Origin of the sequence: Pseudomonas oryzihabitans (genome assembly GCF_032027545.1) — a bacterium.
Lineage (GTDB): Bacteria > Pseudomonadota > Gammaproteobacteria > Pseudomonadales > Pseudomonadaceae > Chryseomonas > Chryseomonas oryzihabitans_F.
Window position 1 is genome coordinate 136,790 of the sequence record NZ_JAVSJB010000006.1, and the last position, 22,070, is coordinate 158,859.

Here is a 22,070-nt window from a genome sequence, read left to right on the forward strand (position 1 = left end):
CTCCCGTCTTGAACAAGTCCGCCCCCCATGCCTACGACCCGACCACGCTCAGCGACGAAGAGCTGGTGCAGCGTGCGCATGGTGAACTCTTCCACGTGACGCGAGCCTACGAAGAACTCATGCGCCGTTACCAGCGCACCCTGTTCAACGTCTGCGCCCGCTACCTGGGGAACGACCGGGACGCGGACGATGTCTGCCAGGAGATCATGCTGAAGGTGCTTTACGGTTTGAAGAATTTCGAGGGGAAATCGAAATTCAAGACCTGGCTGTACAGCATTACCTACAACGAGTGCATCACTCAGTACCGCAAGGAGCGCCGCAAGCGGCGACTGGTGGAGGCATTAAGCCTGGATCCGATGGAAGAAGCCTCGGAAGAACGGGCGCCGAAGCTGGAAGAAAAGGGAGGGATGGATCGCTGGCTGGTCCATGTGGGGCAGGTCGATCGGGAGATTCTGGTGCTGCGCTTCGTCGCCGAACTGGAGTTCCAGGAGATCGCCGATATCATGCACATGGGCCTCAGTGCCACCAAGATGCGATACAAGCGGGCACTCGACAAACTGCGTGACAAGTTCGCAGCGGAAGTTGAGAGCTGACGGGATGAGTCTGCCGTAAGTTTTTGAACTTCACGAAAACTTGTTGTCGAAGCCTCCGGAGATTGCCGGAATTAGTACCACTAGAATGGGGATACAAAGGATGAAACTTAAGAGCACCTTGGGCGTCGTGATCGGCTCCCTGCTGGCAAGCGCCTCGCTGAGCGCCCTGGCACAAGGTCAAGGCGCCGTCGAGACCGAGCTGTTTGGCAGCCGTCTGTTCACCGACAGCCAGCGCAACATGACCAACGCTGACCTCTACGGTGGCTCCGTTGGCTACTTCCTGACCGACGACGTCGAGCTGGCGCTGTCCTACGGTGAGTACCACAACGCCCGTGGCGACCATGACCTGGGCCACAAGAACATCAAGGGCAGCCTGGCCGCTCTGGACGCCTACTACCACTTCGGTCAGCCGGGTGTAGGTCTGCGTCCCTACGTGTCCGGTGGCTTCGCTCACCAGTCCATCAGCAACCGCGACATCAACGAAGGTGGTCGTGACCGTTCTACCTACGCCAACGTCGGCGCCGGTCTGAAGTACTACTTCACCGAGAACCTGTACGCCCGTACCGGCGTGCAAGCCAACTACAACATCGACTACGGCGACACCGAGTGGAGCGCTGCTGTAGGTGTTGGTCTGAACTTCGGTGGTTCCACCAAGAAAGCCGTTGCCCCGGCTCCGGCCCCGGCTCCCGTTGCCGACGTCTGCACCGACTCCGACAACGACGGCGTCTGCGACAACGTCGACAAGTGCCCGAACACCCCGGCCAACGTCACCGTTGACGCTACCGGCTGCCCGGCTGCTGCCGAAACCGTTCGCGTCGAGCTGGACGTGAAGTTCGATTTCGACAAGGCCGTGGTCAAGCCCAACAGCTACGCCGACATCAAGAACCTGGCTGACTTCATGCAGCAGTACCCGCAGACCAGCACCACCGTTGAAGGCCACACCGACTCCGTCGGCACCGACGCCTACAACCAGAAGCTGTCCGAGCGTCGTGCCAATGCCGTGCGTAACGTCCTGGTCAACCAGTACGGCGTGCAAGGCAGCCGCGTGAACGCTGTTGGTTACGGCGAATCCCGCCCGGTTGCTGACAACGCCACCGAAGCCGGTCGCGCTGTTAACCGTCGCGTAGAAGCCGAAGTCGAAGCTCAGGCCAAGTAATCTGCCTGATCCAGACTCAAAAAAGCCCGCCTAGTGCGGGCTTTTTTATACCTGGCGTTCTTGGCGCCAGCCTTCGGTCGAGGTGCCGCAGGCATAAAAAAACCCCGCCGAGGCGGGGTTATTCCTGGCGGATCGATCAGCCGCGATCGTCCGGGATGTCGCGTTGGGTCACGCCGGTGTACAGCTGGCGTGGCCGGCCGATCTTGTACGGACCGGACAGCATTTCCTGCCAATGCGAGATCCAGCCGACGGTGCGGGCCATGGCGAAGATCACGGTGAACATGCTGGTCGGGATACCGATCGCCTTGAGGATGATGCCGGAGTAGAAGTCCACGTTCGGGTAGAGGTTGCGCTCGACGAAGTAGGAATCCTTCCGGGCCAGCTCTTCCAGGCGCATGGCCAGTTCCAGCTGCGGATCGTTGATGCCCAGCTCGGCCAGGACCTCGTCACAGGTTTGCTTCATCACCGTAGCGCGCGGATCGAAGTTCTTGTAAACGCGATGGCCAAAACCCATCAGCTTGAACGGATCGTTCTTGTCCTTGGCCTTGGCGACGAACTTGTCGATGTTGGCGACATCACCGATCTCGTCCAGCATCTTCAGTACCGCCTCATTGGCACCACCGTGCGCCGGGCCCCAGAGGGCGGCGATGCCTGCGGCGATGCAGGCGAAGGGGTTGGCGCCCGAGGAGCCGGCCAGGCGGACAGTAGAGGTGGATGCATTCTGCTCGTGATCGGCGTGCAGGATGAAGATGCGATCCATGGCGCGCGCGAGCACCGGGCTGATCGGCTTTTCCTCGCACGGGGTGTTGAACATCATGTGCAGGAAGTTTTCCGAATACCCCAGGTTGTTGCGGGGGTACATCATCGGTTGGCCCATGGAGTACTTGTGCACCATGGCGGCCAGGGTTGGCATCTTGGCGATCAGGCGCATCGCCGAAATCTCGCGGTGCTGCGGATCGGTGATGTCCAGGGAGTCGTGGTAGAAGGCCGAGAGAGCGCCGACCACGCCGCACATGATGGCCATGGGGTGCGCGTCGCGACGGAAGCCGTTGAAGAAGTTCTTCAGTTGCTCGTGAACCATGGTGTGGTTCTTGATGGTATCGACGAACGCCGCTTTTTCTTGCGTGTTCGGCAATTCACCCTTGAGCAGCAGGTAACAGGTCTCGAGGTAGTCGGATTTCTCCGCCAATTGCTCGATGGGATAGCCGCGGTGCAGCAGGATGCCCTTGTCACCATCGATGTAGGTGATCTTGGACTCGCAGGACGCGGTGGACATGAAGCCCGGGTCGAAGGTGAACACACCAGTGGAGGTGAGGTTGCGAACATCGATCACGTCCGGGCCAAGGGTGCCGGACATAACGGGCAGGTCAACCGGATCCGCTCCCGAGATGATCAACTGCGCTTTCTTGTCAGCCATTAGGCCTCCTTATTTTGCTTTGAAATCATCAATAAACCCTCCACTCAGGGCCTCGCCCACTATAGAGGGATAAATTTGAAAGTCAATTTACGAAAATATCTGCCTAGAGGGGCTTTATGGCCGGATTGTGCGGCGAAAAGACCTTAACACGCAGGCTTCTGAATATCAGCTGACGACGTCGGAATCGGGCATCCGCGTTTGTCATGAGTAGGCTAACTGTCTATAATTCTCGCCCGACCGTACCGGGTCGGTGAGCTGACGCCGAGCGGTCGAGACGCTTCCAACAGGAAGCGTGTAGCAGATGTGGGATCTCCTATAACTAGCCTGATCGCAATTGGGCCCTCAGTGTGAAAGAAGCCGTGAATAGCAAACGACCTGTAAACCTAGATCTCAGGACCATCAAACTTCCTATCACAGCTTATACCTCGATCCTTCACCGTATCTCCGGCGTCATCCTGTTCCTCGGCATCGCGGTAATGCTCTATGGGCTGCACCTGTCGCTGGGTAGCGAGGAAGGCTTCGGCCAGGTGAAGGCTTTTCTGGCGCATCCGCTGGTCAAGCTCGTGATTTGGGGTCTGCTGTCCGCGTTGCTCTACCACCTGGTCGCCGGCATTCGGCACCTGATCATGGATGGTGGTGCCGGTGAAACCCTGCAGGGTGGCAAGCTGGGCGCGCAGCTAGTGCTGGTCATTTCCGCAGTTCTGATCATTCTGGCAGGGGTTTGGGTATGGTAACCAACGTCACCAATCTTTCGCGTTCCGGTCTCTACGACTGGATGGCGCAACGGGTCTCGGCAGTCGTCCTCGCGGTCTACTTTCTGTTTCTCATCGGCTTTCTGATCCTTCACCCAGGGCTCACCTACGAGCAATGGCACGGGCTGTTCTCCCACACCCTGATGCGCATCTTCAGCCTGCTGGCGTTGGTGTCCATCTGCGTCCATGCGTGGGTCGGTATGTGGACCATTTCCACCGACTACCTGACCACCATGGCGATCGGCAAGGGTGCCACCGCCGTGCGTTTCCTCTTCCAGGCGGTATGCGGGTTCGCGATGTTCGCGTTCTTCGTCTGGGGCGTGCAGATCTTCTGGGGTGTTTGATCAATGTCCACAATTCGTCATATTTCGTTTGATGCCATCATCGTAGGTGGCGGCGGCGCCGGTATGCGCGCTGCCCTGCAGCTGGCCCAGTCCGGTCACAAGACCGCGGTGATCACCAAGGTCTTCCCGACTCGTTCCCACACTGTGTCCGCCCAGGGCGGCATCACCTGCGCCATCGCCTCGGCCGACCCGAACGACGATTGGCGCTGGCACATGTACGACACCGTCAAGGGCTCCGATTACATCGGTGACCAGGACGCCATCGAATACATGTGCTCCGTGGGTCCGGAAGCGGTGTTCGAACTCGAGCACATGGGGCTGCCGTTCTCCCGTACCGAACAGGGCCGCATCTATCAGCGCCCCTTCGGTGGTCAGTCCAAGGACTACGGCAAGGGTGGCCAGGCCGCGCGTACCTGCGCCGCTGCCGACCGTACCGGTCATGCCCTGCTGCACACTCTTTATCAGGGCAACCTGAAGAACAACACGGTGTTCCTGAACGAGTGGTACGCCGTGGACCTGGTGAAGAACCAGGATGGCGTCGTCGTCGGCGTCATCGCCATCTGCATCGAAACCGGCGAGACCGTCTACGTCAAGGCCAAGGCCACCGTGCTGGCCACCGGCGGTGCGGGCCGTATCTATGCCTCCACCACCAACGCCCTAATCAATACCGGTGACGGCGTCGGCATGGCCCTGCGCGCTGGCGTACCGGTGCAGGACATCGAGATGTGGCAGTTCCACCCGACCGGCATCGCCGGCGCTGGGGTATTGGTCACCGAAGGTTGCCGTGGTGAGGGTGGTTACCTGATCAACAAGCACGGCGAGCGTTTCATGGAGCGCTATGCGCCCAACGCCAAGGACCTGGCCGGCCGCGACGTGGTCGCCCGCTCCATGGTCAAGGAAGTGCTGGCCGGCAATGGCTGCGGTCCCGATGGCGACCACGTGCTGCTGAAGCTGGACCACCTGGGCGAAGAGGTGCTGCATAGCCGCCTGCCCGGCATCTGCGAATTGTCCAAGACCTTCGCCCACGTCGACCCGGTCGTCGCACCGGTCCCCGTGATCCCCACCTGCCACTATATGATGGGCGGCATCGCCACCAACATTCATGGCCAGGCCATCACTCAGGACGCCAACGGCAACGACAAGATCATCGAGGGCCTGTTCGCCGTGGGCGAAGTGGCCTGCGTGTCCGTGCACGGTGCCAACCGCCTGGGTGGCAACTCGCTGCTCGACCTGGTGGTCTTCGGTCGCGCGGCCGGCCTGCACCTGGAGAAGGCGCTCAAGGACGGCATCGAGCATCGCGGTGCTTCGGAAAGCGACCTGGAAGCTTCGCTGCAGCGCCTGTCCGGCGTCAACGAGCGCACCACCGGTGAAGACGTCGCCACGCTGCGCAAGCAATTGCAGACCTGCATGCAGAACTACTTCGGGGTGTTCCGTACCGGCGAGTACATGCAGAAGGGTATCGCTGAGCTGGCCGACCTGCGTGAGCGCATCGCCAAGGTCAAGATCAACGACAAGAGCCAGGGCTTCAACACCGCCCGCATCGAAGCCCTCGAGCTGCAGAACCTGCTCGAAGTGGCCGAGGCGACCGCCATCGCCGCCGAGAACCGCAAGGAGTCCCGTGGCGCCCATGCTCGCGAAGACTTCGAAGAGCGTGACGACGAGAACTGGCTGTGCCACACCCTCTATTTCCCCGGTGAAAAGCGGGTCTCCAAGCGTGGAGTCAATTTCGCGCCCAAGACCGTACCGATGTTCGAACCCAAGGTTCGGACTTACTAAAGGTGACCACCATGTTGAAAGTCAGCGTATATCGTTACAACCCGGATCAGGACGGCCTGCCGTCCATGCAGGAGTTCCAGGTCGATACCGGTGGGAAGGACCTCATGGTGCTGGACGTCCTGGCTCTGATCAAAGAGCAGGATGAAGGCTTCTCCTACCGTCGTTCCTGCCGCGAAGGCGTGTGCGGCTCCGACGGCATGAACATCAACGGCAAGAACGGCCTGGCGTGCATCACGCCGCTGTCGGCCGTGGTCAAGAACGACAAGCTGGTGGTGCGCCCGCTGCCCGGTCTGCCGGTCATCCGCGATCTGGTCGTGGACATGAGCATCTTCTACAAGCAGTACGAGAAGGTGAAACCCTTCCTGCAGAACGAGACGCCGGCACCTGCCATCGAGCGTCTGCAGAGCCCGGAAGATCGCGAGAAGATCGACGGCCTCTACGAGTGCATCCTGTGCGCCTGCTGCTCGACGTCCTGCCCGTCCTTCTGGTGGAACCCCGACAAGTTCCTTGGTCCGGCGGCGCTGCTGCAAGCCTATCGTTTCCTGGCCGACAGCCGCGACACCAAGACCGAGGAGCGTCTGGCTGCCATGGACGATCCGTTCAGCGTGTTCCGCTGCCGTTCGATCATGAACTGCGTGGCGGTCTGTCCCAAGGGGCTGAACCCGACCAAGGCCATCGGCCACGTTCGGGCGATGCTGCTGCAGAGCGGTACCTGATCCACGTCCCGCCCGGCCAGTTGTGCCGGGCGGGTTCGTTAGTGACCTTGATAGCTTGATTCAACCAACGTCCATTCAGGGATACCCGGAATTCCATCCGGGCGTCGGCGCAGCCGCAAAGCGACCAGGCCCCAGAGATGGGTTGGGTCATCGGCTGATGCTATCTCTGCCGAAGGGGTGAACTAGATGCACGAAAGTCAGATGCAGCAACTGTGGGACAGCGCTCACCTGTCCGGCGGCAACGCTGCCTACGTGGAAGAGCTCTATGAGCTGTTTCTGCACGATGCCAACGCAGTGCCGGAAGAATGGCGTACCTACTTCCAGAAGCTGCCCGCGGTAACCGGCAATTCACCGGACGTCGCGCACTCCGCGATCCGTGATCATTTCGTCCTGCTGGGCAAGAACCAGCGGCGGGCGCAACCGGTATCGGCCGGTACCGTAAGCTCCGAACACGAAAAGAAGCAGGTCGAAGTGCTGCGGCTGATCCAGGCGTTCCGTCTGCAGGGCCATCAGGCCGCCCAGCTCGATCCGCTGGGCCTGTGGAAGCGTCAACCGCCTGCCGATCTGCTGCTCAACCACTACGGCTTGACCGACGCTGACCTGGATACAACCTTCCGTACCGGTGAATTGTTCATCGGCAAAGAGGAGGCAACTCTCCGCGAAATCCGGGATGCGCTGCAAGAGACATATTGCCGCACGGTCGGTGCAGAGTTCATGCACATCGTCGATTCCGAAGAGCGCCGCTGGTTCCTCCAGCGTTTGGAAAGCGTCCGTGGCCGCCCGCAATATTCCGCCGAAGTCCGCACCCATCTGCTGGAGCGTCTGACCGCCGCCGAGGGCCTGGAGAAGTACCTGGGCACCAAGTACCCGGGCACCAAGAGGTTCGGTCTGGAAGGCGGCGAGAGCCTGATCCCGCTGATCGACGAGATCATCCAGCGTTCCGGCTCCTACGGCGTCAAGGAGCTGGTGATCGGTATGGCCCACCGCGGCCGCCTGAACGTCCTGGTCAACACCCTGGGCAAGAACCCGCGCGACCTGTTCGACGAGTTCGAAGGCAAGAAGCTGGTCGAGCTGGGCTCTGGTGACGTGAAGTACCACCAGGGCTTCTCGTCCAACGTCATGACTCAGGGTGGCGAAGTCCACCTGGCGCTGGCGTTCAACCCCTCGCACCTGGAGATCGTCTCCCCGGTGGTCGAAGGGTCGGTCCGTGCCCGCCAGGATCGCCGCGGCGACCGCTCCGGCGACAAGGTCATACCCGTAGCCATCCATGGCGATGCTGCCTTCGCCGGGCAGGGCGTGGTCATGGAAACCTTCCAGATGTCGCAGACCCGGGCCTACAAGACCGGTGGCACCCTGCATATCGTCATCAACAATCAGGTGGGCTTCACCACCAACCGCCAGGAAGATGCTCGCTCCACCGAGTACGCCACCGACGTCGCCAAGATGATCCAGGCGCCGATCTTCCATGTGAACGGCGATGATCCCGAGGCGGTGCTGTTCGTCACTCAGCTGGCGGTCGATTACCGCATGCAGTTCAAGCGTGACATCGTCATCGACCTGGTCTGCTACCGTCGTCGCGGCCACAACGAGGCCGACGAGCCGAGCGGCACCCAGCCGCTGATGTACCAGCAGATCGCCAAGCAGCGCACCACCCGCGACCTCTACGCCGATGCCCTGACCCAGGCCGGCGTGGTCAACGCCGAGCAGGTCCAGGCGCAGTTCGAAGCCTACCGCAGCGCCCTCGACGAGGGCCGCCACGTGGTGGCCAGCCTGGTCAAGGAACCCAATCGCGACCTGTTCGTCGACTGGAAGCCTTACCTGGGCCATGCCTGGACCGCGCGGCACGACACCGGCTTCGATCTCAAGACGCTGCAGGAGCTTGCGAACAAGCTGCTGGAGACTCCCGAGGGCTTCGTTATCCAGCGCCAGGTTGGCAAGATCTACGAAGACCGGCAGAAGATGACCGCCGGCGGCCTGCCGTTGAACTGGGGCTTCGCCGAAACCATGGCCTATGCCACCCTGCTGCACGAAGGCCATCCGATCCGCATCACCGGTCAGGATGTCGGTCGTGGCACCTTCTCCCACCGCCATGCGGTGCTGCACAACCAGAAGGATGCCGTGCCCTACGTGCCCCTGCAGCATCTGGCGGAAAACCAGCCGTCGTTCGAGATCTACGACTCCTTCCTCTCCGAGGAGGCGGTGCTCGGCTTCGAATACGGCTACGCCACCACCACGCCCAACGCGCTGGTGGTCTGGGAGGCCCAGTTCGGTGACTTCGCCAACGGTGCCCAGGTCGTCATCGACCAGTTCATCACCAGTGGCGAGATCAAGTGGGGTCGTCTCTGCGGCCTGACCATGCTGTTGCCCCATGGCTACGAAGGCCAGGGTCCTGAGCATTCCTCGGCCCGTCTGGAGCGTTACCTGCAGCTGTGCGCCGAGCAGAACATCCAGGTCTGCGTACCGACCACCCCGGCGCAGATCTACCATCTGCTGCGTCGCCAGGTGATCCGCCCCCTGCGCAAGCCGCTGGTGGTGCTCACGCCCAAGTCGCTGCTGCGCCACAAGCTGGCCATCTCGACCCTGGAAGACCTGGCCCATGGCTCCTTCCAGACCGTGATCAACGAGCTGGACCCCATCGATGCCCAGCAGGTCAAGCGCCTGGTGCTGTGCAGCGGCAAGGTCTACTACGATCTCCTGGAGAAGCGCCGCAGCGAGAATCGCCAGGACATCGCCATCGTCCGTCTGGAGCAGCTCTATCCGTTCCCGGAAGACGACCTGGCCGAGGTGCTGGCCGGCTACCCGAATCTGGAGCGTGTGGTCTGGTGCCAGGAAGAGCCGATGAACCAGGGCGCCTGGTACTGCAGCCAGCATCACATGCGCCGCGCCGTGTCCGGCTACAAGCAGGGCCTGGGTCTGGAATACGCCGGTCGCGATGCGTCCGCCGCTCCGGCCTGCGGCTATGCCTCCATGCACGCCGAGCAGCAGGAAAAACTGCTGCAAGATGCGTTCTCCGTTTGATTCGCCACGCGACTACTAGAGATCACTAAGGAAATTCATAGAATGGCTATCGAGATCAAAGCCCCTACCTTCCCGGAATCGGTCGCTGACGGCACCGTCGCCACCTGGCACAAGAAGCCCGGTGAAGCGGTCAAGCGTGACGAACTGCTGGTCGACATCGAAACCGACAAGGTCGTGCTGGAAGTCGTGGCACCTGCCGACGGCGTCCTGGCCGAGGTCATCAAGAACGAAGGCGACACCGTGCTGAGCGAAGAAGTCATCGCTCGCGTGGAAGAGGGCGCCACCGCTGCCGCACCGGCTGCCCAGCCGGCTGCTGCCAGTGCCCCGGCCGCTGCGCCCGCTGCCGCCGGTAGTGACGAGGACCCGATCCTGGCTCCCGCCGCACGCAAGATCGCCGAAGAGAACGGTATCGATCCGGCTACCCTGGTCGGGACCGGCAAGGGCGGTCGCGTCACCAAGGAAGACGCCGTCGCTGCCGTCGAAGCCAAGAAATCCGGCGCCGCTGCTCCGGCTGCCAAGCCGGCCGCTGCCGCCGCTCCGGTGGTGACCGCCGCTGGCGACCGTACCGAGAAGCGCGTGCCCATGACCCGCCTGCGGGCCAAGGTCGCCGAGCGCCTGGTCGAAGCCCAGTCCAGCATGGCCATGCTGACGACCTTCAACGAGGTCAACATGAAGCCGATCATGGACCTGCGTTCCAAGTACAAGGACCTGTTCGAGAAGAAGCACAATGGCGTGCGCCTGGGCTTCATGTCCTTCTTCGTCAAGGCCGCCACCGAGGCGCTCAAGCGTCAGCCGGGCGTCAATGCGTCCATCGATGGCAACGACATCGTCTATCACGGCTACCAGGACATCGGCGTCGCCGTGTCCAGCGACCGTGGCCTGGTCGTTCCGGTCCTGCGCAACGCCGAGTTCATGAGCCTGGCGGAAGTGGAAGGCACCATCGCCGAGTTCGGCAAGAAGGCCAAGGCCGGCAAGCTGACCCTGGAAGACATGCAGGGTGGTACCTTCACCATCTCCAACGGTGGTGTCTTCGGTTCGCTGCTGTCCACCCCCATCGTCAACCCGCCGCAGACCGCGATCCTGGGCATGCACAAGATCCAGGAGCGCCCGATGGCGGTGAACGGCCAGGTAGTGATCCTGCCGATGATGTATCTTGCGCTGTCCTACGACCATCGTCTGATCGATGGCAAGGAAGCCGTGACCTTCCTGGTCACCATGAAGGACCTGCTGGAAGATCCGGCGCGTCTGCTGCTGGACATCTGATCCGGCTCTCGCGGTGCAGGGCAGGGGCCACGCACCGCTCAAGTTTTCATGCCTGAAGCTGCTCCAAGGGGATTAGTGTATGAGCGACAAATTCGACGTAGTGGTGATCGGCGCCGGCCCTGGTGGCTACGTGGCCGCCATCCGCGCCGCGCAGCTGGGTCTGAAGACGGCCTGTGTCGAGCGCTACAAGGGCAAGGAAGGCAAGATCGCCCTGGGCGGTACCTGCCTGAACGTGGGTTGCATTCCGTCCAAGGCGCTGCTGGACAGCTCCTACAAGTACCACGAGGCCCACGAGGGCTTTAAGGTCCACGGCATCGACGCGCCGAACGTCACCATCGACGTGCCCACCATGATCGGCCGCAAGGACCAGATCGTGAAGAACCTCACCGGCGGCGTGGCCACCCTGTTCAAGGCGAACGGCGTGACCCTGCTGGAAGGCAATGGCAAGCTGCTGTCCGGCAAGAAGGTCGAAGTCACTGGCCTGGACGGCAATGTCCAGGTGGTCGAGGCCGAGAACGTCATCCTGGCGTCCGGCTCGCGTCCCATCGACATCCCGCCGGCCCCGGTGGACCAGAAGGTCATCGTTGACTCCACCGGCGCCCTGGAATTCCAGAGCGTGCCCAAGCGTCTGGGCGTGATCGGTGCCGGCGTGATCGGCCTGGAACTGGGTTCGGTCTGGGCCCGCCTGGGTGCCGAAGTCACCGTACTGGAAGCCCTGGACAAGTTCCTGGTCGCCGCCGATGACCAGGTTTCCAAGGAAGCCTACAAGATCCTCTCCAAGCAGGGTCTGGACATCCGTCTGGGCGCTCGTGTGACCGGCTCCGAGGTCAAGGGCGAGGAAGTCACCGTCAACTACACCGAAGGCGGCGAAGAAAAGCAGATCACCTTCGATCGCCTGATCGTCGCCGTGGGCCGTCGTCCGGTCACCACCGACCTGCTGGCATCCGACAGCGGTGTGGAAAGCGATGAGCGTGGCTACATCTACGTCGACGACTACTGCGCCACCAGCGTGCCGGGCGTCTTCGCCATCGGCGACTGCGTGCGCGGTCTGATGCTGGCGCACAAGGCCTCGGAAGAAGGCGTGATGGTCGCCGAGCGTATCGCCGGTCACAAAGCCCAGATGAACTACGATCTGGTGCCCTCGGTGATCTACACCCACCCGGAAATCGCCTGGGTCGGCAAGACCGAGCAGGCCCTGAAGGCCGAAGGCGTCGAAGTCAACGTCGGTACCTTCCCCTTCGCGGTCAGCGGTCGTGCCCTGGCAGCCAACGACACCGCCGGTTTCGTCAAGGTCGTGGCCGATGCCAAGACCGATCGCGTCCTGGGCGTCCATGTGGTCGGCCCGAGCGCGGCGGAGCTGGTCCAGCAAGGCGCCATCGCCATGGAATTCGGCTCCAGCGCCGAAGACCTGGGCATGATGGTGTTCTCGCACCCGACGCTGTCCGAGGCGCTGCACGAAGCGGCTCTGGCGGTGAACGGTCATGCGATCCACGCGGTGAATCGCAAGAAGCGGTAAGAACCTGTTTACGATCTCGCGAGCTAGAGCCAAACAAGGCGCAACGACCAACGGGAGTAACAGCCAACGGCTGGCCCGTAGGGTGAGCGCCAGCGAATCAAAGGCCTGAGGACGCGGAGTTTACGAGTGGTAAATGAGCATTCCGACGGGGCCGCCTAGGCGGGCTGACGACCCAGGGCCTTTTCAACGCCGTTTGGCCGACGCGCAGCAGATCGTGAACAGGTTCTAAAAGATTGACAGAACCACGGGGTAGCCGACCGCCGTGGAGCCGCAGGGCTCCACCGCAGGAAGGCACCTCGGATCCTTGTTAGGGTGGTGTGAGACACCGCACTAGGGCAGGGGTCACAGGTGGCGCGGTGCCCGCGACCGTCCGGTGGACGGCTCGGAGAATGCACAGCGTCGAATGCGCAATACCCAACGAAAACGGTAGACAAGCATGAATCTCCACGAGTATCAGGGTAAGCAGCTGTTCGCTGAATACGGCCTGCCCGTTTCCAAAGGCTACGCTGTCGACACCCCCCAGGAGGCCTACGAGGCTTGCGGCCGTATCGGCGGCGACGAATGGGTCGTCAAGGCTCAGGTCCACGCCGGTGGCCGTGGCAAGGCCGGCGGCGTGAAGCTGGTCAAGAGCAAGGAAGAGGCCAAGGAATTCGCCGCCAAGTGGCTGGGCCAGCGTCTGGTGACCTACCAGACCGACGCCAACGGTCAGCCGGTCAGCAAGATCCTGGTCGAATCCTGCACCGACATCGACAAGGAGCTCTATCTGGGCGCCGTGGTCGATCGTTCCAGCCGCCGCATCGTGTTCATGGCCTCCACCGAAGGTGGCGTGGACATCGAGAAGGTCGCGCACGACACTCCGGAGAAGATCCTCAAGGCCACCGTCGATCCGCTGGTGGGCGCTCAGCCCTACCAGGGTCGTGACCTGGCTTTCCAGCTGGGCCTGAAAGGTGACCAGATCAAGCAGTTCACCCAGATCTTCGTCGGTCTGGCCAAGCTGTTCCAGGACTACGACCTGGCCCTGCTGGAAGTGAACCCGCTGGTGATCAAGAAGGACGGCAACCTGCACTGCCTGGACGCCAAGCTCAACATCGACAGCAACGCCATCTACCGTCAGCCCAAGCTGCGCGCCTTCCACGACCCGTCGCAGGACGACGCCCGTGAAGCCCATGCGCAGAAGTGGGAGCTGAACTACGTGGCCCTGGAAGGCAGCATCGGTTGCATGGTCAACGGTGCCGGTCTGGCCATGGGTACCATGGACATCGTCAACCTGCACGGCGGCAAGCCGGCCAACTTCCTGGACGTTGGCGGCGGCGCGACCAAAGAGCGCGTGACCGAAGCCTTCAAGATCATCCTGTCCGACAGCAACGTGAAGGCCGTTCTGGTGAACATCTTCGGCGGCATCGTGCGCTGCGACATGATCGCCGAAGGCATCATCGGTGCTGTGAAGGAAGTCGGCGTGAAGGTGCCGGTCGTGGTTCGCCTGGAAGGCAACAACGCCGAACTCGGTGCCAAGGTCCTGGCCGAAAGCGGCCTGAACATCATCGCGGCAACCAGCCTGACCGACGCTGCCCAGCAGGTCGTCAAGGCCGCGGAGGGTAAGTAATGAGCGTCCTGATCAATAAAGACACCAAGGTCATCTGCCAGGGCTTCACCGGTAGCCAGGGTACCTTCCACTCCGAACAGGCCATCGCCTACGGCACCCAGATGGTTGGCGGCGTGACCCCCGGCAAGGGCGGCTCCACTCACCTCGGTCTGCCGGTGTTCAACACCGTGCGCGAAGCCGTGGAAGCCACCGGCGCCGACGCCTCGGTGATCTACGTTCCGGCTCCGTTCTGCAAGGACTCCATCCTGGAAGCCGCCTTCGGTGGCATCAAGCTGATCGTCTGCATTACCGAGGGCATCCCCACCCTCGATATGCTGGATGCCAAGGTGAAGTGCGACGAACTGGGCGTACGCCTGATCGGCCCGAACTGCCCCGGCGTCATCACCCCCGGCGAGTGCAAGATCGGCATCATGCCCGGTCACATTCACCTGCCGGGCAAGGTCGGTATCGTGTCGCGTTCCGGCACCCTGACCTATGAAGCCGTGAAGCAGACCACCGACGCCGGTTTCGGCCAGTCCACCTGCGTGGGCATCGGCGGCGACCCCATCCCGGGCTCGAACTTCATCGACATCCTGAAGCTGTTCCAGGACGATCCGAAGACCGAAGCCATCGTGATGATCGGTGAGATCGGCGGCAGCGCCGAGGAAGAAGCCGCGGCCTACATCAAGGCCAACGTGACCAAGCCGGTGGTGTCCTACATCGCCGGTGTCACCGCACCGCCCGGCAAGCGCATGGGCCATGCCGGCGCCATCATCTCCGGCGGCAAGGGCACTGCGGACGAGAAGTTCGCCGCTCTGCAAGACGCTGGTGTGAAGACCGTGCGTTCCCTGGCTGACATCGGCAAGGCCCTGGCCGAGCTGACCGGTTGGGAAGTCAAGAAGGCCTGAGCCTGACTGACGGTAGAAAAGGCCGCCTTCGGGCGGCCTTTTTCATGGGCGCGACCGCGACGCCTCATCAGCTGCCGGCTGCCTTTTCGCCGCTAATTCGTTAGGATGACAACCTTTCCGCTCCAACGGCCACGCCGTGGCTCTACCAAGACCTGCTCCCACGAGGGCGGGCTGCCTCGTTTTCCTCATTGCTGGTACTGCCTTCCATGAAAGCTTTGCAAAGCCGGGATGTCCTGGCCCTTGGATTCATGACGTTCGCGTTGTTCGTCGGCGCGGGCAACATCATCTTTCCCCCCATTGTCGGCCTGCAGGCCGGTGAGCATGTCTGGAGCGCGGCCCTGGGCTTCCTGCTGACCGCGGTCGGCCTGCCGGTGCTGACCCTGATCGCCCTGGCGCGGGTCGGCGGCGGCATGGATGCCCTGAGCAAGCCGCTCGGCCGCACGGCGGCCCGGGCGCTGGCCATCGTCTGCTATCTCTCGGTAGGTCCGTTGTTCGCCACGCCGCGGACCGCGACCGTGTCCTTCGAGGTCGGCGTCGCGCCGCTGCTGGGCAAGGGCCCGGTCCCGCTGTTCCTGTACAGCCTGGCGTACTTCCTGGTGGTGCTGCTGGTGTCCCTCTATCCGGGGCGACTGCTCGATACGGTGGGACGTTTCCTCGGGCCGCTGAAGATCCTGGCGCTGGCGGTGCTGGGCGGTGCGGCGCTGTTCTGGCCGGCCGGCGGCCCGGCGACCGCGGCGCCCGAATACGCGTCGCGCGCGCTGTCCCAGGGGTTCGTCAACGGCTACCTGACCATGGATACCCTCGGCGCCCTGGTATTCGGCATCGTCATCGTCAACGCCATCCGCGCCCGGGGCGTGACCGCGCCCGAGCTGCTGACGCGCTACACTGTCATCGCCGGCCTGATCGCCGGGGTCGGCCTGGTACTGGTCTATCTGAGCCTGTTCCAGCTCGGCGCTGGCAGTGGCGCTCTGGTGCCGCACGCCGGCAATGGGGCCGAGGTCCTGCATGCTTATGTACAGCACACCTTCGGCAGTGTCGGCAGCGATTTCCTCGCGGTGCTGATCACCCTGGCCTGCCTGGTTACGGCGGTGGGCCTGACCTGTGCCTGTGCGGAGTTCTTCAGTGAGTTCCTGCCGTTCAGCTATCGCAGCCTGGTGGTCTTGCTGGCCGCCTTCTCGCTGCTGGTGTCCAACCTGGGCCTCACCCAGCTTATCCAGGTCTCGGTACCCATCCTCACCGCGATCTATCCGCCCTGTATCGCCCTGGTGGTGCTGAGCTTCTTCAGCGCACGCTGGGCGGCGCCCGGGCGCATCATCGGTCCGGTACTGCTGGTGGCCCTGGCCTTCGGTATCCTCGATGGCCTGCAGGCCGCACACCTGACGGTGCCCTATCTGAATGCCGCGGTACTCTGGCTCCCCCTGGCCGACACGGGGCTGGGCTGGCTGTTGCCAGCGGTAGGGGTAGGGCTCGTCGCCCTGGTTCTGGAAAGCTTGAGAAGCAAGGGGCCGGTGGAAGAGCCGGAAGTCGAGGGGCGCCCCTCGCGCTCTTGATTCCGGCTAGACACAAAAAAGCCCGCAACAGCGGGCTTTTTTCGTATCCAATCAGCTTACGGCTTGGGCTGGGTAGCCGGCGCGGTGCTGCTGGTGGTGCCGGTGGCCGGATTGACCGAGGTGGCTTCGCCTTTGGATTGCTCCTTGGCGGCCTCGTTGGCGGCTTCGTTGCGCTGCTCGGCAGCCTTGTTGCTCTGCTCAGCGGCTTTGTTCAGGTTTTCCTGGGCTTTCTGTTCGGTCTTGGCAGCATCCTGAGCCTTGTTTTCGGAAGGCTTGTCACAGGCGGCGAGGCCGAAGGCGGCAGTGAACAGCAGGGCAATAGCGAAGGGCTTTTTCATGTGTTTTCTCCTTATAGAACTACACGACAGCCCGTTCGAGCGCCGGGTCAAAAGTTAAGTTCCTCGCCTTGTCGCTTTGATCTGCAGAATTACGCGCGGCTTCACTAACGAAGGCAGGCGTCTACCTGGGGCTTCACGGCGTAGAGAGCGCCTTCGGCCTGGGTCCGACGCCTCACTGGCTCGTCGGTAGCAGCCCCTGGCCAAGGTTGAACGACTTGACCTGCAAGCGGCAGCCGCCGCCACCCTCCCGGGGCTCGCCCAGCAGCGGAATGTCGGTCAGATAGTTGCCGGCGCCATCGATGGTGCAGCCCGCTACATCGGCCGGCGCTTCGCTGAAGCCCCACTTCAGCCCTCCTGACCACATGCAGACCTCCTGGCGCTCGTTCCGCCAGCGGGTACAGGGCTGGCCCTGGATCTCGGCTTCGCCCAGCAAGGTCCAGCCAGCGGCCTGATAGGTCAGCCGCGCCTGGTTACGGGTGCTCTCATCGATGGCTTCGTAAAGACCATCCTTGTCCTCGATCTCGTCCTGGTCCTCGTGCGCTTCCAGCGTGATCAGGCAGGTGCTGCGGTCGTCGTCGCTAGCGGTGCCGAAGGTCCACTGGATCTGGCGCGCGACCTGGCGGCGGGCATCGATGGCAATGTCGACCTGGCCCTTGCCAAGCTTGGCTTCCTCATCAGCGGACAGCGCCCGAGTGGGCCAGCCGGCGCCCTGGCAGGCTTCGAGCTTCGCCCGATAGTTCTTGAGCACCATGTTTTCACCATTGGGAAGCGATTCCCAGGTGAGGACGACATGCAGAGCGGGCAGGGCGCTGATGGCGGTGTTGTTCGCCTGGGGCGCTTCGGCGGCTCGGGGAGTGGTCTTGGCTGGCTCCGCGGGCGGGTCGCAGGCCACCAGGGCCAGGGTGGTCGCGAGAAGCAGGGTGGTGGGCACGGAAGGCTGCGGCATGGGGGCTCCTGGGGCGGCTATCGAGCGGCACCATCGGCCGGTAGCCAGGCGAGCGCAATCGGTCAGATTCGCTATTGCCTTGCCGGGAAAGTTGGCTTATGCGCCGCTCGTGCGAGGCGCTGGACCCGTAGCGGCAGGAATGGGAAGCGGGCCACGAACGGCAGCCTCCCGCTGGGCGCCAGGCTTGAAATACCACTGGCAGCCCCCATCTCCGCCACATCGCCAGACCAACTGGTGCGTATCTATCGATAGCGGAGTTCGTAGCATGAGTGTGGAGACTCAAAAGGAAACCCTAGGCTTCCAGACCGAAGTGAAGCAGTTGCTTCACCTGATGATTCACTCGCTGTATTCCAACAAGGAAATCTTCCTGCGTGAATTGATTTCCAACGCCTCCGACGCGGCCGACAAGCTCAGATTCGAGGCGCTGTCCAAGCCCGAACTGCTCGAAGGCGGGGATACGCTGAAGATTCGCCTGAGCTTCGACAAGGAGGCCGGCACGGTCACCCTCGAAGACAACGGCATCGGCATGAGCCGGGAAGAGGTCATCGCGCATCTCGGCACCATCGCCAAGTCCGGCACCGCCGACTTCCTGAAGAACCTCAGCGGCGACCAGAAGAAGGATTCCAACCTCATCGGCCAGTTCGGTGTCGGCTTCTACTCGGCCTTCATCGTCGCCGACCAGGTCGATGTCTACACCCGTCGCGCCGGCCAGCCCGCTGCCGAGGGCGTGCACTGGTCGTCCAAGGGGGAAGGGGAGTTCGAGGTCGCCACCATCGACAAGCCCGAGCGCGGTACCCGCATCGTGCTGCATCTCAAGCCCGAGGAAACCGAATTCGCCGATGGCTGGCGCCTGCGCAATGTGGTCAAGAAGTACTCCGACCACATCGGCCTGCCCATCGAGCTGCCCAAGGAACACCACGGCAGCGACGAGGAGCAGCCGGCCGAGACTGAGTGGGAGACCGTCAACCGCGCCAGCGCGCTCTGGACCCGTCCGCGTACCGAACTCAAGGACGAGGACTATCAGGAGTTCTACAAGCACGTCGGTCATGACTTCGAGAACCCCCTGGCCTGGAGTCACAACAAGGTCGAGGGCAAGCTCGAATACACCTCGCTGCTGTACGTACCGGCCCGCGCGCCCTTCGATCTCTATCAGCGTGAAGCACCCAAGGGGCTCAAGCTCTATGTGCAGCGCGTCTTCATCATGGACCAGGCCGACCAGTTCCTGCCGCTCTACCTGAGATTCATCAAGGGTGTGGTGGATTCCAACGACCTGTCGCTGAACGTCTCCCGCGAGATCCTGCAGAAGGATCCGGTGATCGACTCCATGAAGTCGGCCCTGACCAAGCGCGTGCTGGATATGCTGGAGAAGCTGGCCAAGAGCGAGCCGGAGAAGTACCAGTCGTTCTGGGGCCACTTCGGCCAGGTGCTCAAGGAAGGTCCGGCGGAAGACTTCGCCAATCGCGAGAAGATCGCCGGTCTGCTGCGCTTCGCCTCGACTCACAACAGCGATGATGCCCAGAACGTCTCCCTGGCCGACTACCTTGGCCGGATGAAGGAAGGCCAGGACAAGATCTACTACCTGACCGGCGAGAGCCACGCCCAGATCAAGAACAGCCCGCACCTGGAAGTCTTCCGCAAGAAGGGTGTCGAGGTGCTGCTGCTGACCGATCGCATCGACGAGTGGCTGATGAGCTACCTCACCGAATTCGACGGCAAGCATTTCGTCGATGTCGCTCGTGGCGATCTGGATCTCGGCAAGCTGGATAGTGAAGAAGACAAGCAAGCCCAGGAAGAGGTCGCCAAGACCAAGGAAGGGTTGGTGGAACGCCTCAAGCAGGCCCTGGATGCCCAGGTCAGCGAGGTACGCGTCTCCCATCGCCTGACCGACTCACCGGCGATCCTGGCCATCGGCGAGCAGGACCTCGGCTTGCAGATGCGCCGCATCCTGGAAGCCAGCGGCCAGAAGGCCCCGGATTCCAAGCCGATCTTCGAGATCAACCCGCAGCATCCGCTGATCGAGAAGCTCGACGGCGAGCCCGACGAGGATCGTTTCGCCGACCTGTCGCACATCCTGTTCGATCAGGCTGCGCTGGCGGCCGGTGATAGCCTCAAGGACCCGGCCGCCTATGTCCGCCGGTTAAACAAATTGCTGGTGGAATTGTCCGCTTAAAGATGCAGAAGCCCGCCTCGGCGGGCTTCTCTCTTTTCACCCTCCGGAGGACCCCATGGTCGATGTCACTGTAAAACCCGTTTCCTACGAAATCGATGGCCAGACGTTCGAGAGCCAGTTGGTGTATGCCACCAGTGGCACGCCCACCCGCCCGGGCGTGCTGCTTGCGCCCAACTGGATGGGGGTTTCCCATGGCGCCGTGGAGCAGGCCAAGCAACTGGCCGAGGCCGATGGCCTGGCCTATCTGGTGGTCGACTTCTATGGCCGTAATGTTCGTCCGCAGAACGCCGACGAAGCCCTGGCCGCCATGATGCCGATCCGTTCCGATCGTGGCCTGCTGCGTCAGCGCATGCAGGCGGCCTATGCCGCGCTGGTCGCCCAAGCGGAAACGGCCGCGGTGGACGTCCATCAGATCGCTGCCATCGGCTTCTGCTTCGGTGGCTGCGCGGTCCTGGAACTGGCTCGCGACGGTGCGCCCCTGAGCGCCGTGGTGACCTTCCACGCCAATCTGGATACCCCGACGCCAGCCGATGCCACCCGTATCACCGGTCCGGTGCTGATTCTGCACGGTGCGTCCGATCCGCTGGTGCCCGACGAGCAACTCACTGGCTTCCGCCAGGAGATGGATGCCGCCCAGGTGGATTGGCAACTGCTGAGCTATGGCGGCGCGGTGCATTCCTTCACCGATCCCGAGGCCAATAACCCTGGCAAGCAGCAGTACCACCCGGTGGTGGCCAAGCGCGCCTTCCTGGCGATGCACAACCTGTTCGACGAAGTCTTCGCTCAGGGTTGAGCCTTGGCCTTATACCTGCCGGAGCCGTTCCAGGATCCGGCAGGTATCAGCCTTGGATGACTTCCTGGGTGAAGTCCAGCGGCGCTCGGCAGCGTCGACAGAGATAGCGACGCCCCTTGCGTACCAGGGCGTGCCGTTGGGCGGTGAATTCGAAGCGACCATCCGGGCAACTGCAGCGATACAGGTAGAGGGTGCGCGTCCGCTGCGGCAGTTCGTAGGTGTGACAGCGATCCGGCGGCAGTCCGTAGACCCCACGCATGATCAGTTGCCATTCCTCGCCATGGGGCCTGATGGCGCCACCGAACAGCTGGTGCGCCACCAGATGCGCCACCTCGTGGGCCACGGTCTGTTCGAGAAAGTGGGCACGATTTTCCTGATAGAGCAGCTTGTTGAATCTCAGTCGATTCTCGGTGAGATGGGCAACGCCCGCGCGCTGGCCGCGCAAGGCCAGGCTGACTTCGGGACGGGAGAAGCGGCGTTTGAAGAAGGCCTCGGCCTGCCGATAGCAGTCTTCGACCCGGGCATGGAGTTGTTCAGGCATGGGCAACCTCTGGCGCGGCCGTCGATTATGCCGAAGCCCGTGCCTGTGCCCTAGCGTCCGCGGTCGGCTGATGACCGTAGTGGCGTCGTAGCGTATCCATGGCGGCATTGATGGCCTGCAGACGCCCGGTGCTGCCACCATGATCGGGATGATGCCGGCTGGCGAGTTGCCGATAGCGACGGCGGATCTGGCCATAATCGGCCGAGCGGTCCAGGCCGAGCAGGCGCAAGGCCTCCAGTAGCTCGGATTCACCATTCACCAGGGCCCAGAAGTGATTGAGCAGATTCGCCACGTCTTCGGGCGTGGTCGTCTCCAGGTGGGTGAGATCCAGGTAGTAGGCTCTGAGCGGATCGGCCACCGTCAGGCCGGCCTTGGCGCGCAGGTAGGGGCGCAATTCGATGCGTAGCGCGCTGATGAGCAACTCGGCGCGTTGTTCGGCGCGCAGTCGATCACGGAGCTGGTAGAGGGCGTTGAAGACCCGGAAGTGCAGCCGAAAGAGTTCGTAGTTGTCGGTGACCGGGCGCGGCGGCACCAGCGGGGAGCCTGCCCGGCGCAAGGCCTGCAACAACTCGTATTCGGACAGACCGTTGCGGGCCTGCAACAACTCACGGTGCAGCGCCGCCATGAGATCCTGGGCATCGCTCATGGTCGCTGGTCGCTCCTGGCTGACGTTCGGGGTAGGGCGCGGAGC

At 62.7% G+C, this 22,070-nt stretch carries 19 protein-coding genes; 14 read left to right on the top strand and 5 right to left on the bottom strand.

The features are described from left to right. Positions 1-8: 8 nt before the first annotated feature. Positions 9-593, top strand: coding sequence for an RNA polymerase sigma factor SigX (gene sigX, locus RND78_RS12040; protein WP_312729021.1), 585 nt, complete (start codon positions 9-11; stop codon positions 591-593). 100 nt (positions 594-693) lie between these two features. Continuing rightward, the gene (locus RND78_RS12045; RefSeq protein WP_312729022.1) at positions 694-1,749 is read left to right on the top strand and encodes an OmpA family protein; all 1,056 of its coding nucleotides are present in this window, start codon (positions 694-696) and stop codon (positions 1,747-1,749) included. A 136-nt stretch (positions 1,750-1,885) separates the two neighbouring features. Here RND78_RS12045 and gltA read toward each other — a convergent pair whose 3' ends face one another. Further along, complete coding sequence (gene gltA, locus RND78_RS12050; RefSeq protein WP_312729023.1) at positions 1,886-3,166, bottom strand: citrate synthase; 1,281 nt, start codon at positions 3,164-3,166, stop codon at positions 1,886-1,888. Positions 3,167-3,513: 347 nt separating this feature from the next. On the opposite strand from gltA, the gene sdhC reads away from it, so the two are divergent. From sdhC to brnQ, 10 genes are all read left to right on the top strand, one after another. Then, positions 3,514-3,900 (top strand): succinate dehydrogenase, cytochrome b556 subunit, encoded by a 387-nt coding sequence (gene sdhC, locus RND78_RS12055; protein ID WP_177339194.1) that lies wholly within the window; start codon positions 3,514-3,516, stop codon positions 3,898-3,900. Then, entirely contained in the window at positions 3,894-4,262 is a 369-nt protein-coding gene (gene sdhD / locus RND78_RS12060; RefSeq protein ID WP_312729028.1) for a succinate dehydrogenase, hydrophobic membrane anchor protein, read from the top strand. Before sdhC ends, sdhD begins: the two co-directional genes overlap by 7 nt. A 3-nt stretch (positions 4,263-4,265) precedes the next feature. Further along, positions 4,266-6,038, top strand: a complete 1,773-nt coding sequence (gene sdhA / locus RND78_RS12065; protein WP_312729030.1) for a succinate dehydrogenase flavoprotein subunit — start codon at positions 4,266-4,268, stop codon at positions 6,036-6,038. 11 nt (positions 6,039-6,049) lie between these two features. Beyond that, positions 6,050-6,754 carry a succinate dehydrogenase iron-sulfur subunit gene (locus RND78_RS12070; RefSeq protein WP_059226978.1) on the top strand — a complete coding sequence of 235 codons (705 nt, stop codon included), beginning with the start codon at positions 6,050-6,052 and terminating at the stop codon, positions 6,752-6,754. A gap of 186 nt (positions 6,755-6,940) precedes the next feature. Further along, entirely contained in the window at positions 6,941-9,772 is a 2,832-nt protein-coding gene (locus tag RND78_RS12075; protein WP_312729032.1) for a 2-oxoglutarate dehydrogenase E1 component, read from the top strand. Positions 9,773-9,814: 42 nt separating this feature from the next. Beyond that, the gene (gene odhB / locus RND78_RS12080; protein WP_059226982.1) at positions 9,815-11,035 is read left to right on the top strand and encodes a 2-oxoglutarate dehydrogenase complex dihydrolipoyllysine-residue succinyltransferase; all 1,221 of its coding nucleotides are present in this window, start codon (positions 9,815-9,817) and stop codon (positions 11,033-11,035) included. A gap of 79 nt (positions 11,036-11,114) precedes the next feature. After that, positions 11,115-12,551, top strand: a complete 1,437-nt coding sequence (gene lpdA, locus RND78_RS12085; protein WP_059226985.1) for a dihydrolipoyl dehydrogenase — start codon at positions 11,115-11,117, stop codon at positions 12,549-12,551. Positions 12,552-12,987: 436 nt separating this feature from the next. Further along, positions 12,988-14,154 (top strand): ADP-forming succinate--CoA ligase subunit beta, encoded by a 1,167-nt coding sequence (sucC, locus tag RND78_RS12090; protein WP_059226986.1) that lies wholly within the window; start codon positions 12,988-12,990, stop codon positions 14,152-14,154. Beyond that, complete coding sequence (gene sucD / locus RND78_RS12095; RefSeq protein ID WP_059226989.1) at positions 14,154-15,041, top strand: succinate--CoA ligase subunit alpha; 888 nt, start codon at positions 14,154-14,156, stop codon at positions 15,039-15,041. The genes sucC and sucD overlap by 1 nt, the downstream gene beginning before the upstream one ends. 206 nt (positions 15,042-15,247) lie before the next feature. After that, positions 15,248-16,591: a branched-chain amino acid transport system II carrier protein gene (gene brnQ / locus RND78_RS12100; RefSeq protein ID WP_312729037.1), complete on the top strand. Its 1,344-nt coding sequence runs from the start codon at positions 15,248-15,250 to the stop codon at positions 16,589-16,591. 56 nt (positions 16,592-16,647) lie between these two features. On the opposite strand, the gene RND78_RS12105 is transcribed toward brnQ, so the two are convergent. Then, positions 16,648-16,929 carry a hypothetical protein gene (locus RND78_RS12105; protein ID WP_312729039.1) on the bottom strand — a complete coding sequence of 94 codons (282 nt, stop codon included), beginning with the start codon at positions 16,927-16,929 and terminating at the stop codon, positions 16,648-16,650. 172 nt (positions 16,930-17,101) lie between these two features. Further along, a complete protein-coding gene (locus tag RND78_RS12110) occupies positions 17,102-17,875 on the bottom strand; it encodes a hypothetical protein (protein WP_312729041.1) in 774 nt (257 codons plus the stop codon). Positions 17,876-18,140: 265 nt separating this feature from the next. Between RND78_RS12110 and htpG the strand changes: the two genes are divergently transcribed. Then, entirely contained in the window at positions 18,141-20,045 is a 1,905-nt protein-coding gene (gene htpG, locus RND78_RS12115) for a molecular chaperone HtpG (protein WP_312729043.1), read from the top strand. A 55-nt stretch (positions 20,046-20,100) separates the two neighbouring features. After that, positions 20,101-20,838: a dienelactone hydrolase family protein gene (locus RND78_RS12120; RefSeq protein ID WP_312729045.1), complete on the top strand. Its 738-nt coding sequence runs from the start codon at positions 20,101-20,103 to the stop codon at positions 20,836-20,838. A 46-nt stretch (positions 20,839-20,884) separates the two neighbouring features. Here the strand turns inward: RND78_RS12120 and RND78_RS12125 are convergent, their stop codons facing one another. Beyond that, positions 20,885-21,520 (bottom strand): SprT family zinc-dependent metalloprotease, encoded by a 636-nt coding sequence (locus RND78_RS12125; protein WP_312729047.1) that lies wholly within the window; start codon positions 21,518-21,520, stop codon positions 20,885-20,887. Continuing rightward, positions 21,405-22,025, bottom strand: coding sequence for a DNA-J related domain-containing protein (locus RND78_RS12130; protein ID WP_312729049.1), 621 nt, complete (start codon positions 22,023-22,025; stop codon positions 21,405-21,407). The genes RND78_RS12125 and RND78_RS12130 overlap by 116 nt, the downstream gene beginning before the upstream one ends. Positions 22,026-22,070 lie beyond the last annotated feature (45 nt).